Origin of the sequence: Rhodococcus sp. IEGM 1372 (genome assembly GCF_030056835.1) — a bacterium.
Classification (GTDB): domain Bacteria; phylum Actinomycetota; class Actinomycetes; order Mycobacteriales; family Mycobacteriaceae; genus Rhodococcoides.
Map to the genome: position 1 here is coordinate 1 of NZ_JASHKS010000041.1, position 13,134 is coordinate 13,134.

Here is a 13,134-nt window from a genome sequence, read left to right on the forward strand (position 1 = left end):
GTCCGTCGCTCTGACTCGACAAAAGTTACGCCACCAACCACACCAACGCAAATCGCCTGCTCAGCGACGGTCATCCGTCGCCCGAGCCACAATTCAGCAGTCCTCGAGACCGCTTCTCGGCGGCTCAGCTCAGCAATGCGTCCCGCGCGAACCTGCGAGACCAGCTCGGCGAGTCCGATACCTCTTGACGGAAATAGAACCGCGGACCGTGGGCACCGATGAGATCGAGGAAGCTCACCGTGGCCTGCGCCGCGAACTGAGCGTCGAACACACCGGAATCTTCGCTGGCCCAACCCAATTCGGCGACAGTCTCGATCAACATCTCGTTGCGATGCGTCGCAGATGCCGATGCCGCGAGGGAGATCAGGAACAGAGTCGCTGCGTCGGTCTCGTACGACTCCTTCCCCAGAGGAAGTCGCGACGCCGCATGCCGCCACATGCCGACCGGGTCTTCGGCCAACGCCGCTCCGAGCTTGGTGCGCAGCAACCTGCCCTTCGATGTGCGGGTCAACCCGAGGTGCCGCGCCGCGTCGCGCAGATCGCTGACCTGATGATGGTCGATCTCGCGATTGCTCGGCCCTACCCACCCCAGCCCCCAGTCCAGTTCCTCACGAATCGCCGCCACGAACGCGGGCTTGAGGTAGCCGGCACCGGTCAGCTCTGCTCCGTCATCACCGATTCTGTCCAGAAACCACGTGAACTTGGCCATAGCCACAGCTGCGACGGGCAGATCGACCGAACTCTCGATGGTGAGCTCGCATCGCGGAAGCAACGCCATCAGTGACGGCACCTCCGTAGGACGCACCCGGTCGAACAGCTTTCCGATGGCCGGGGCCGCGGCCACCGCTTCGGCGAGCACCGAACGCCCTACGTCGAACGAGTGCAGCACCGCGTTGACCGCATCGACGTCGAATCGAGCAGGGTCGAAGCCCGCGCCCCATCGTGCGATGAGCGCCGCGTGCTCGGGATCGGACGTGTCGGCGGCAATCTCGAGCGACTGGGCGTACCGCGAAGGCCCGCCGGACTCCTCGGGTGGGCAGGCGCGCGCCCCGTCGAGACAGACGGATCGGAGGTCGTCGATATCGGAATCGATCTGCTCCAGATGGATCGTGTGTGCCCATCCGTCACCGAAGTCGTACTCGTACGTCATCGTCGAACCCGGTGCAGTGAGTACGTCGTCGACCCGCACTCGCTCCTCGCTCGACGCGTCGTCGTCCGGTTCGTCGTCGAGCGTTTCCTCCATCTCGAATCGACGTGTGGCACCGGCGGTCCTGACGCTGAACGCATGCAGGTGCCGGTCCTCCCATCCGAGGGCACTCTGCAGAACCGCGTGCAGCTCGGACAGCAGCAGGTCCGAGCGCACCCGCACCCGACGCCAAATCTGTGGCCGAGTGTGGTCCACGGTCACCCGAAGCACCAGGTTCACCAAGCGTCGCCGAGTGGCTTCCGTCGCGGTGTCGTCGGCCGGTTCGTCGGTGTCGGACAAATTCGGCACCACCGACAGGTGCCGGACGCGACCGGTTCTCATCGACATGGAAAGGACCCTAGTCGGACCTGCACGTCGGACACAGGGGCTGGCGATCTTCTACGTACTCGTGGTCAAACCGTCGTTGATCGCGGCGACGTCGAAGGCCAACGCATCGAGCTGCGACGCCAACGTCGTCACCGTCAACTGCACGAGGTACTGAGTATCGACGCCTACCACGACATACCGCGTCGTCACGGCGGCTTCGAGTTGCTGCGCGACGTACGTACCCCGAATGAATCGCGACGGCCAGCCGAGCCACGACGCTGTACTCGCCTCGCGCTCCACCCATCCGGGCATCGCACGTCCGTCGCCGAAACCCAATGCCATCAACGCTTCCGGGTCGATCGTGCGCGACAACGCACCGACCAGAAGCACCGCGTTGGGCGCGAAACCGTTCTCCACGAGGTTCGGTTCCACGATCACCTGGGTCGCCCCTGGGAACTGTGCGGGATCGAGCGTCTGCCATCCCGCAGGAATCGGCACGGTGATGCCCAGCTCGGCCGCCGCGGCACCGTCGAGCGGCGACACGCGCAACGAGTGTGCGTCGAGGTACTCGGCGATCGTCGTGGGCTCGGACGATTCCGTCGACAGGGCGTCGTTCACAGCAATGCCTTTCGTGGTGCACGATTCACTGACACGCCAGAGGCTACCCGCGCCGGTCCGCTCGTCAGCAGGTCCTAGAGGCAGTGACCGGCAGGGAGCTGGTTGCTGTGCGACTCCAACCAGCTGCCGACCGCGTCGAGCATTGCGGTTCCGTCGGTGAACGAACCCGAATTCGGTTGCGCCGCAATCGCCACACCGACTCGACCGGCAACAGTGGTGACGATACCGACCTGCCGGACGTCGTAACCGCCTCGGACGCTCGGCCCCCAGCCGCCTTTGAAGGCAGCATCGGACATCTTCGCCAGGCCCCACTGCTGCTCGGGCGCAACACTGTTCATCATCTCGACCACCGGTGCAGCATCCGGGATGCACGACAGGCCCGCCGCGAACGTTGCTTGATCCTGCGTCGACCACTCGGTCTGTCCGAATGCACTGAATCCAGGACGAACCCGCTCCCTCTGCACCGCAGTCGCCGCGTCACCGCCCTGCCGCAGAACCGCGTCGACTGCGCCACCTGCGGCAGCGGAATCCCCGAGCGAAACCCACAGATTCTCGGCTGCTGCGTTGTCGGAGCTTTCGATGGCGGCGGTGGCGTCGGCAACCACCGCATCCGCGCCGCGACGAATTGCGGCCACAGCCAGTGGCACTTTGACCGTCGACCACGCCGAACCGGAAGTCCAGGTGCCGAGCACTGTCGGCGGGCCACCACCGACGGGAACCAGAGCGAGGCCGATGGGCCCACCCGCCGTCGACTCGAGTGCGCCGAACTCCGCGGCCAGATCCTCTGCCGGCAGCGGCTCGACAGGAGGCGCAGTGGTCCATATTTCCGCATCGGACGTCGGTGGAAACAACGGTGGCACAGGAGCAGCCGATGTTTCGGACACGAGGGGCGCTTCGGACGCGGGTCCGTCGTCGGTGGCGATGGTGCAGCCGGACACCAGAGCACAGAGCGCGAGAGCCACCGCTCCGACTCGTCCGACGCGGCGCGCCGAACTAGAAGAGGTAGACAACGGCGTTCTCGCCACCGGTACACGTCACCAACTGCGCAGACGAGTCGCAGTTCATGTCGTACCGCTTGCCGGTGACCGGGCTGCTGGCCACCACGGTCCGCGAATTCCGATCCGAACCGGCCCTGGTGTAGGCCAACCGAACTTCCTCGGCGAACGGGCACGACGTGACCGTCGACCCCACCGCCGAGCCTCGAAGTCCGCTGCTCGACGCCACGGTCGCCGGGCAGGTCTGCGCTCCCGCAGGCAGAGTGGCCGGGCCCGGCTGCGGTGAGTTCTCGGCACTCGGTGCGGTTTCACCGCCTGGAACACCGCCGTCGGACACTGCCGAGGATGGTGCAGCACCCGACGCCACCGCCGGAGTTGCGTCGTCGCGCAGCATGAACCACCCGAACACGCCGCCGAGAATCACTGCGACCACAGTCAGAACGGCCACCACGATCCAGATGCCACCGTTCCCTTTTCTCGGGGGTCCAGGTGGAGGCGAACCAGGGAAGCCACCGGTGCCGAACACCGGCGGCCGGGGAACCGCGCCGTACCCACTCGGCTGCGCCGTCGCCGGAGAATGCGGCGCACCAGGACCGGACGAAGGCGGTGGCAGGACTCGATCGGATGGATTCGGCTGCGCGCCGTACTGTCCGTACGCGCGCTGCGAGGGGTCGCCCGAATCTGGATAGCTCACTGGTGTCCTTCTGCCGATGATGGGGCCAGCCTCTCATACAGCGTCGCGACGAGCAGACCGGACGTTACAGTTTCATTCGGCGCGCGGTGAGCTCCTCGAGATAGCGCGCAACCGCGTCGTCGTCGTTGGATTCGAGGACTCGATCGACGACGGATCGCACGGGCTCCGCGGCATTCGACGGACACAACGCCGTACCCGCCCAGGTGAGCATCGGCAGATCGTTGCGCGCATCCCCCACTGCCGCAACCGAACCGGCAGATATCCCCCACTGCTCGCACAACTCCTGCAGCGCACTGGCCTTCGAGACTCCCGCCGCGGACATCTCGATGTACGGGGCACCGGAATGCGTCAGCTCCACTCCGTCCACCCCCGCCGCAGCAACGATCTCGTACAACTCCTCACTCGTCGTATCACTGTGCCGAGCAACGATTTTGACGGTCGGCTCGACGTCGATCGACAAGCCGTGCTCCGACAGCTCCATCTCGTGCGGCTGCCGGTGATGGTCTGCGAACACGCACAGCTCGGCGTACCGAGCCTCGGCCACGAATCGCGTGGCACCCACGGTTGCGAAGGCAACTCCGGGGACGAGTGAGCGCACAACCGACTTGGCCGACGCCACCGTCTCGGCCGGTACCGACCTGGTGCCGACGATGGCCGGGGAGCCGTCGGACAGATCGAGGACCACAGCCCCGTTGGCACCGATCGCCGTGCCGCGAAATCCGCACGACGCAGCGAGTTCGTCGATGGAGTGGCGCGCGCGAGCGGTGGCCCACACCACCCTGATTCCGGCTGCGTCGGCGGCAGCCATCGCGGCGGCCGTTCGCGCCGACACAGTTCGGTCCGAACGCAGCAAGGTGCCGTCGAGATCGGTTGCGACAACGACGACCTCTTCGGTTCTCTTCACCCCACCGATACTGCCAGGTATCGCGCGCTCAGCCGGCGACCAACGTCAGAACGGAAATCTCACTGGGCGCGAACACCCGGAAAGGCGGGCCCCAGAAACCCGATCCGCGGCTGGTGTAGAGCTGAGTTCGCGCACCGTGTCTGCTCAGACCGTGCACCACCGGTTGGTCGAGGCGAACCAACGCCGAGAACGGCCAGATCTGACCACCGTGCGTATGCCCGGAGACCTGCAGATCGACGCCGGCGTCGACAGCGTCGCCGATCTGTTTCGGCTGATGCGCCAGCAACAGCACGGGCATCGACGGATCGGTTCCGGCAAGGGCGCGAACAAGATCCGCTCCGTGGCCGGGTGCACTCGAGCCAGCGGCGGTGGCGTCGTCGACGCCCGCGATGATCAATGCGTCGTCACCGCGATGCAGCACCACGTGGCGATTGTGCAAGGAGTTCCATCCGAGGTCCTCCATGTGATCGAGCCATTCCTGCGCCTGGCCGAAGTACTCGTGGTTGCCGGTGACGTACACGCGGGCCGCGCTCGCGAGCATTGCCTCCAGCGGCGCAGCCTGCGCTCGACGCCGATCGACCGAGCCGTCGGCGATATCTCCGACGTGGGCCAACACGTCCGGTTCGAGCGCATTGACGGCGGCGGTCAAACGATGCGACCACGTCGTTCGATCGAGCGGGCCGAAATGCGTGTCGGTCACGAGAACCACTCGTAGACCGTCGAATCGAGCCCCGAGCCGGTCGATCCTGACGGTCGTGTGTCGCACTCGGGGCGTTCTCATCGCCTCGTAATGGCCCCACAGAGCGAGGACGACCACGACGATCAGCGTTGTCACCGAGACGATCCGCGACCGAAGAGGGTCGTCTACCCCAGCCACCCACAGACCGAGCCGCAACAGTAGCGAGAGTGCCGACCACACGAACGCGATCCAAGCCAAGCCCAACAACACGTCTCCGACGCGCGCCCACACGTCCTTGGAGACCCCCTCTGCACTCGGCCGGTGACCCAGATACATCGCTGCAGGCAGTGCCACGAATGCCGCGACCGCAACCGCTGAGCCGACCGACTGTGCAGCCGCAGGCCACTGCGCGCCCGCGAACACGACAGTCCAGGCAGGCAGGCCGACAAGCGCAGCGCAGACCACGAGAACGACGGTCGGAACGACGACCCGCCGAGATCGCGGTCGCGTCGAACCGTCCGGTGAGACCGACTGTTCCGGGCGTTGCGTCTGTCGATCTGTCATCGGCGTCGAACCCTCTTCACTCGTACGTGCGCAATCCGAGGCCAAGACTACGTCGGCTTCGGATGGTTCGGCGCGGGCAACGAGCCTGCCCGCCGAGAGCTACGGCCGACGGCGGGTCGTGTATCCGCGAAGTCCGTTGAGCGGCAATTCGTGTTCTGCGATGTCCTCGTCCTCTGGTGCCTCGAGGCCGCTCGGCTCGGCATCATCGGTCGTTGCTTCCGTCGAATCGCCCTGCGTCTCGACCGGATCGGCTCCATCGAGCTCGGCCGACTCGACGCTTGCCGCGGCCTCGTCCTGAGCGGCCGGCTCTTCCTGTGCGACGGGCTCTTCCTGTGCGACCGGCTCTTCGGCGTCCCCGACCCGGTCCGTGGCCGATGTCGTGCTGTTCGTGGCTTCACCGATCTCGGTGGTCGAGAGGCTCGGTGCCGAGGACTCGATCGGCCGAGCGGTGCCATCGGAACCGTCGGACTCCCCGGTACCGGATCCGTGGGTAGCCCCGGCACCGTTGGCACCTCCGGAGCCGTTGACACGACCGGCACCGTTGGTGGGAGACACACCGTTCGTCATTCCCGAACCGTTGGTCGGTCGCGAACCGTTCTGGATTCCAGCTCGGTCGGTGGTTCCGGAACCGTTGGTTGTCGTCGGTGCCGATCCTTCGCGGTCGGCTCCGCGAGCTTGCGATGCGGACGGCTCCTCGGTGGGAATGTCGATGCGCGGCATGGTCCACAGAGACAGCACCGACTCGTGGCGCGCGGGTGAGTCTGCGTGCGTGGACGTCTCGAAGACGCCGGAATCGTCGAACTGCGAGGACTCGAGTGGGACCGGGGACCAGGACTCGTCCGAGCTCTCGAGACCTTCCACGACAACGCTGTTGGGCTTGATTCCCAGATGGGCCAACGTGGCCCAGAGACTTTCCAGCGCCGCCTCGCGGTCCAGGTAGTACTCGGATTCACGCACCCGCCAGAACGTCCAACCGCACCGCTTGAGCTCCTGCTCACGCTGCAGATCCGCCAACCGCTGAGCGGGGGTCGACAGGAACGTGTCGCCGTCGCACTCGACGGCGAGCCGCGAGAAGTCGCCGGTGACGACCAGGGCGAGACGCCTGTTGTTCACCTCGACACCGGGATTGACGTGAAAACCTCTCTCGACGAGGTCGTTCCACAACTGCTGCTCGAGCAACGTCTCGAAGGGGGCCTTCCGGACCTCGCGCGAGACATCGGCCGGCATGGGATCGGCCGGAGCGGGCGAGACGGAGGTGACGTAACTCAACAACGAGTTGCGCAGGTCCGCTCGCTTGAGACGATCGACCGTGACCGAGTGGAAGAGCCACAGCTGGTCCTGTGCCCGCGACGCTGCCACGTTGAACCGCCGCTTGTACTGATTGGCGGTGAGGGTGGCGAAATTCTGATCGGGTGCCACCACCATCGACAGGAACACGACGTTTCGTTCGTCGCCCTGGAAGTCCGGCGGCGTACCGACGCGAAGTCGACGCTGCTCCCACTGCTCGATACCGATCCGCTTGATCAACTCGTTGCGAATTTCGTCGACCTGCGATTGGCCCTGCAGCACAACCACTCCGAAGGTCAGGTTGTCGTACGAGGAGTCTTCGAGGCACTCGGCGATCTGGTCGGCGATCGCGATGGCCTCGGTCCGGTTGACCAGTGAGGCGTTCTTTCCGGTCACCGTCGCTCCGCGAACGTACGTGTGCCGCAACGGCGGTAGTCGATCCGCACCGAACTGCCGCACGGGAACGAGCGGGGAATCTCCGTAGAACTGCTGACTCGACCAGTTGATGATCTCCGGCATCGAGCGGAAGTGTTCACGCAGCCGCACCACCTGACCGAACCGGGTACGCAGCATCGAGAACAGGCTCGACCTCGGGGTCAGCGTCGCACGCACGTGTTCCGGTAGATCGGGCAGGTAGACGTCCAACCGATCGAACACGTCCTCGAGTGTGCCGGTCTGCGGAACATCGGCCGGCGCGCACTGCCTGTCGTCGCCCACCACGATCACCCGGGGTGCGAGGTACAGCAGGAAGAGACTGGTGATGTCGGCCTGACTCGCCTCGTCGACGATGACGACGTCGAAACTGCCCGGCACCGGCGGGATGGACGCGAGCACCTGCGAGAGTGGCATGACCCAGGCGGGCACGGCACTCTGCGCCTCACGCATCGCCGATCGTGCTGCACTGCGGTAGGTTTCGGCGTACTTACCGGCTCCCGAACCGATGCTGGAGATGTGTTCGCGGTAGGTCTGCAGCGCCCGCACCTCGACTGCAGTCATTCGCTCCAGACTGTTGCGCCAGGCACTGGCGGCGGCGAGACGTGTTGTGAGGTAGGCGATGTCGGTATCCGCAGCGGCCAACTCCGCCTCGAGTTGCTGCTCGAGACCGCCGTGGTGCTGCTCGCCGACCCACTCGCGTGCCCGACGCCACGCCCAGGCCTTGGACATCTGCCAGCTCAGCTCGTCCCATTCGACGTCGCCAGCGGTGTCCCTGACCAAGTCGAACAGCGCGGGTGCGACCTCGGACAGCGACGCCGACATCGATTCGAGCAGCAGTTGATCCTCCTGCTCGGAACACGCTTGCGAATACGCCGCAACGGCGGCAGCCAGTTCCAACGGATCCGCGGTGCTCAACGCACTCACCAGATTCGAGCCCTCGGGCGACGGCCCGGCGTCGATGCGAGTGGCAACCGCGAACTGCAGGGCGTCGAGCTCGGCGCGTGCGGCATCGATGTCGATACGCGTGGCGATGGCGTCGGCGGCCCCGGCGACTTCCCGGGCGTCGGCCAGGCTCCGAATCCACGGTGCCGCAGGCGAAACGGTGTACAGCCGGTGCACAAGGGCGTCGCGGGCAGCGACGACTGCTGACACCAGACTCAGCCTGTCGGCAATCCGCGCCACGTTGTTGACGCGAATCGACCGTGTGCCGTCGAGCGGAACGACGATCGCGAGGTCGGCCAGCAGCACCGCTGCGGTCTGCACGGTCTCGAGCGTGCGAATATGTTCGGCCACCAGACGCGCAGCCATCGCGGTCGTCGCAGGTTGCCCGTCGACGGTGGCGACGATATCGAGTGCCTCGACGGCCTTCTGCTCCTCGCTGCGACGGAACCGGGGCTTCCACTCGATACCCGACTCCAACGCGCCGGCGAACGCATCCATTGCCGTGAGTGCCGCCGGTGAGCTCGTCGAGCACTGCACGTCGTGCGCACCGACATAGCGATCGGACGCAGCGGCCGTCTCGACCATCGCGTCGATTCCGCTGACCCGAGACCACAGGTGGGCGGCCTCGCCGGACAGCACGGAATCGGTCAGGCGTAGGTACGAGCCGTCGAGTTCGACGACCGCTCGCACCCGAGCGGCGAGCTCCTCGCACAGTTGCCTGATCTCCGAGGCCATGGCGGGTTCCACGCCGTCGAGCAACGACACGAGCTCGGCGGCCTGGGGCGAGGAAGCGTCGATGCGCGCACCTGCGCGCTGGCAGAGCGACGCCAGTTCGGCCGAGTTCGGCAGCATGGTCTCGGGACGCGGCAGCACCTGACGCGAGCGAAGCTCTCGAGTGCCGTCGGAGCCGGCAATGAGCTTACGAAGCTGATCGACCTCGGCACCGTCGAGAGGTGGTCGATCGGCGAGCAGTGGGCCGGGCAGCCATTCGTGGGCACCTTCGGCGGCCTTGACCTTGCGCACGATGGACGACACCGTGCCGTCGTATCCATCGGAAACGTATTCGTGCACAACAGTTTCGGACTCGCGGAGCGCGCTGACACGATCGAGCAACTCGGCCCGCCTGGCCAGAGCCGCTGCGCGCTGCGTCGTCAGTGCCTCGATCTTCTGCACCTCGCTGGCCTCGTCGAAGGAGGTCTTGCGCTCGGCGATCTTCGCGACGCTGCGGTTGAGCTCGTCGGAACCACCGCGGGAGAGGTCGGTGATGGATACGCAGAGCTCCTGCAGCTCCGGCGGGAGCTTGTCCCGCAGCACGCGCAAAGCTTGTGACTTTTCACTAGTGACCAGAACCCGCTGACCGCGCGCCAACAGCCCGGACATGAGGTTGGCGATCGTGTGAGTCTTGCCCGTTCCGGGCGGCCCTTCGACCACGACGCCGCTGTCACGCCCCAGCCGTTCGATGATCTGCGACTGCTCAGCATTGGCCGGCAGCGGAAACAGCGGGTCCTCCGCCAGTGCCGAGGACTCCCCCGCTCCCGTGCGTTCGAGCCACGCGATCCGATCGGCCGGCTCGATGGCATCGACCAATTGAGCGAGCCCGAGCGGTACCGGAGAGTCGGCGAACTCGAGGTCGGCGATCATCTGCTCGTAGTACTCGACCAGTGCGAACGAGTCCCGAACGCGGAGAACGAGGGCAGGTGAGACGGTGAGCGTGCGGTCGTCGTCGATGTAGGCGAGTGCCCCGGGCGGCCCGAGACGATCGAGTACCTCGATCTCGTGCCGCGGCACCCGCGACGCCCAGTTCCTCAGGAACTGTTCGACGCCTGCCCCGATGGGTGAGGTGACGGTGTCGTGCAGTTCCTGTGCCAGAGCGACCGAGCCGGAGGTGTCGAAATCGTCCGAGGCGGTCAGCAGCTGGCCGTCCTCCAGCCGCGCAGTGGTGCTCGCGGCGAGGCGAACCAGCAGATCACCGGTACGCACGTCGCGTTCGATACTGGCCGACTGAGTGATGAGGTGAGTGCGCACGCTGCGCTGCGGATCGGTGTTGCTCGAGGTCAGCAACCCCGAGGCCACCACGAGTTCGATCGACTCGGGGCGCGATGCAAGCTCCTGCATCATCAGCTGCAGAGCCTGGTACAGAGCGGCCTGCGGACGCCGATCCCGATCCTCCTGCGCCCATTCCTTCCACGACTGCGAGTACTCCTCGAAGGCCTGCTTGATCTCGTAGGCCTTGCGGATGTCGAAGTCGGCATCGGACTCCTGCGCCTCCGCTCGACGACGAGACGTCACCGAGGATGCGTCGGCCAGCTCGAGTTCGCGATAGCGACTGTCTGCAACGACCTGTGGGTCGAGCCAACCCGACAGCAGCGCCGGCGGCTCGGGCGGATCGTCGACCGCGATGCGCGGTGCACGGAGCACCACACCACCCTGCTTGGCGCGTGGGTCGAGCTGCATGGGAACGTCACCGGCATGGATCCATTCGACCTGCACGTGGTCGTCGAAGCGCAGCACCGGGTTCGAACGCGCCTCGACGATTTCGCGAAGAAAGCGCAGCAGGCGTTGAACCCTGCTCTTGAGCTCGTCGTCGTGTTCACGACCGGTAGCCGCTGCAGCCGTCACAGTTTCCCCACAAATACTCGAATGGTCGTCCGTTTCAGGGACGGTGTTTGCACACCCGGGCCAGACTAGCCGCTGAAAACCGGTTGTTCGTTGCGTCCTGAGCACACAAAATACGTTCTAGTGCTGGTTCACAAAGACCGACTTCGGTCACTGGATCCGCCACAGCGACCGACCCGCCTGCCCACGGGTTCTCACCCGTCGAACACGACAGGAGCCGAATGCGCAACCTGGTCTACTACATCGCCGTCACCCTCGACGGGTTCATCGCTGCACCCGATGGCAACTACGACTGTTTCGTGCCCGACGGCGATCATCTCGACGCCATCGTGGCCGAGCTGCCCGAGACGTTGCCGGTCCACGTTCGTGCCATATTCGGCCTGGACGGTCCACCCGCTCGATTCGACGCCCTCCTCATGGGCCGCGAGACGTTGCAGCCGGCGCTCGACGTCGGTATCACCAGCCCCTATCCCCACCTGCGCCAGTACGTCTTCTCGCGCACCCTCGCACCGTCGGACGACCCCACCCTCACCGTCGTGAACGAGGATCCGATCGGACTGGTCAGGAGCCTGAAGGCAGAGGATTCCGGGTACGACGTCTGGATCTGCGGAGGTGGAAACCTGGCGGGTCAACTGCTGCCCGAGATCGACGAGCTGTTCCTCAAGGTCAATCCCGTCGTGCTCGGCAGGGGCATCGGCCTGTTCTCGTCCGGAATCGGACCCGATCCGTTCCCCGCGGAGCGGTTCGAGCACCTCGAATCACGCCAGTTCGACAGCGGGGTGAGATTCTCCCGGTTCATCCGCCCGGACGCGCGCTGACGATGACGTATAAAGACTGAATGCCTGCCGCGCCGGAGCCAGACCGTGAGCTGCCGAATCGGGAGCTGCCGACCACCCCGCGAGGGCTGCGAACCCGTACCTCGCTCGTGGCCGCCGCGCGTCGAGTCTTCGAGGACAGCGGTTACCTCGACTCCCGGTTGATCGACATCACCCGCGCTGCTCGATGCTCCGCCGGCACCTTCTACACCTATTTCACCAGCAAGGAAGAGATCCTGGCCGCAGTGCTCGAGCAGGCCAGAGACGACATGCTGCATCCCGGAACCGAGCGAGTGAACCCGCACGACGATCCGGTTGCCGTGATCGCCGCGAGCAACCGTGCGTACTTCGAGGCATACCGCCGCAACGCGAAGCTGATGGCGCTGCTCGAGCAGGTCTCGAACATCGATCCCGAGTTCCGACGCCTCCGCCGTGAACGCGCCGATGCCTTCGTCAGGCGCAACGCCCGCAGCATCGAGAGCCTGCAGAGCCGCGGTCTGGCCGACGCGGAACTCGATCCCCTGCTCGCCTCGCGCGCACTGTCGTCGATGATCAGCCGGCTCGCGTTCAATCACTTCGTCGTCGACGCCGCAGACGGCCTCCCACCCGCGGACTCCGAGGATCTGCTCGCGACGGCGACGAGGCTGTGGGTCAACGCGCTGCGACTGCCACGGGCGAGCGAGGGCGACAGGTGAGGGAGACCGCACTCGGCGACGATCGAACCAACTCGAGCCGATCGGCTCGATTTGTACCCGTCAGTAATGTACCCGCCGGTAGCAACAGAAGTCGTCGAATCTCGAATTACGCCACGCGCCAACGCTACTCGCGAGTACGTTAGCGAGGTGAATAGAACTCGACAGCAGGTTCGGAGCGAAATTGCTTGCCACAGAATATGATTCACTTGTTGGTGATCAATCACACTCACGCCGAACGCCGTTGGCGATGCACAGGGCCTCGTTACCGTTAGAATGAGCCGATCGGAGTGCCGCACGATGGACGAGAAATCGACATGCCCGGCACCAATCCACGTTCCATCGAGTGCACCGACGCGGTGCGCCCACACCGAGCGAAG

The 13,134-nt window shown here is 65.6% G+C and carries 9 protein-coding genes; 2 read left to right on the forward strand and 7 right to left on the reverse strand.

The genetic code is table 11. The annotated features are described in order from the left end of the window. Positions 1 to 124 precede the first annotated feature (124 nt). The 7 genes from QM590_RS22130 to QM590_RS22160 form a co-directional block, all read right to left on the reverse strand. Positions 125 to 1,534: a plasmid pRiA4b ORF-3 family protein gene (locus QM590_RS22130; RefSeq protein WP_269596435.1), complete on the reverse strand. Its 1,410-nt coding sequence runs from the start codon at positions 1,532 to 1,534 to the stop codon at positions 125 to 127. Positions 1,535 to 1,585: 51 nt separating this feature from the next. Further along, positions 1,586 to 2,131 carry an LpqN/LpqT family lipoprotein gene (locus QM590_RS22135; RefSeq protein ID WP_149407987.1) on the reverse strand — a complete coding sequence of 182 codons (546 nt, stop codon included), beginning with the start codon at positions 2,129 to 2,131 and terminating at the stop codon, positions 1,586 to 1,588. A gap of 74 nt (positions 2,132 to 2,205) precedes the next feature. Continuing rightward, on the reverse strand, positions 2,206 to 3,093 hold the full coding sequence (locus QM590_RS22140) for a hypothetical protein (protein WP_269596434.1): 888 nt from the start codon (positions 3,091 to 3,093) through the stop codon (positions 2,206 to 2,208). Between the two features lie 31 nt (positions 3,094 to 3,124). Next, positions 3,125 to 3,820: a hypothetical protein gene (locus tag QM590_RS22145; protein ID WP_269596433.1), complete on the reverse strand. Its 696-nt coding sequence runs from the start codon at positions 3,818 to 3,820 to the stop codon at positions 3,125 to 3,127. A gap of 64 nt (positions 3,821 to 3,884) precedes the next feature. Then, a complete protein-coding gene (locus QM590_RS22150) occupies positions 3,885 to 4,724 on the reverse strand; it encodes an HAD family hydrolase (RefSeq protein WP_269596432.1) in 840 nt (279 codons plus the stop codon). 28 nt (positions 4,725 to 4,752) lie between these two features. Then, positions 4,753 to 5,967 carry a metallophosphoesterase gene (locus QM590_RS22155; RefSeq protein ID WP_269596431.1) on the reverse strand — a complete coding sequence of 405 codons (1,215 nt, stop codon included), beginning with the start codon at positions 5,965 to 5,967 and terminating at the stop codon, positions 4,753 to 4,755. A gap of 99 nt (positions 5,968 to 6,066) precedes the next feature. Then, the gene (locus tag QM590_RS22160) at positions 6,067 to 11,250 is read right to left on the reverse strand and encodes a PDDEXK-like endonuclease domain-containing protein (protein WP_269596430.1); all 5,184 of its coding nucleotides are present in this window, start codon (positions 11,248 to 11,250) and stop codon (positions 6,067 to 6,069) included. Between the two features lie 218 nt (positions 11,251 to 11,468). Between QM590_RS22160 and QM590_RS22165 the strand changes: the two genes are divergently transcribed. Continuing rightward, entirely contained in the window at positions 11,469 to 12,065 is a 597-nt protein-coding gene (locus QM590_RS22165) for a dihydrofolate reductase family protein (protein ID WP_269596429.1), read from the forward strand. Positions 12,066 to 12,085: 20 nt separating this feature from the next. After that, on the forward strand, positions 12,086 to 12,757 hold the full coding sequence (locus QM590_RS22170) for a TetR/AcrR family transcriptional regulator (RefSeq protein WP_068053330.1): 672 nt from the start codon (positions 12,086 to 12,088) through the stop codon (positions 12,755 to 12,757). Positions 12,758 to 13,134 lie beyond the last annotated feature (377 nt).

What these genes read in the sequence shown, in the direction of transcription:
- QM590_RS22130 (WP_269596435.1), bottom strand. Translation starts at nt 1,534, where the DNA reads ATGTCGATGAGAACCGGTCGCGTCCGGCACCTGTCGGTGGTGCCGAAT.
- QM590_RS22155 (WP_269596431.1), bottom strand. Translation starts at nt 5,967, where the DNA reads ATGACAGATCGACAGACGCAACGCCCGGAACAGTCGGTCTCACCGGAC.
- QM590_RS22165 (WP_269596429.1), top strand. Translation starts at nt 11,469, where the DNA reads ATGCGCAACCTGGTCTACTACATCGCCGTCACCCTCGACGGGTTCATC.
- QM590_RS22170 (WP_068053330.1), top strand. Translation starts at nt 12,086, where the DNA reads ATGCCTGCCGCGCCGGAGCCAGACCGTGAGCTGCCGAATCGGGAGCTG.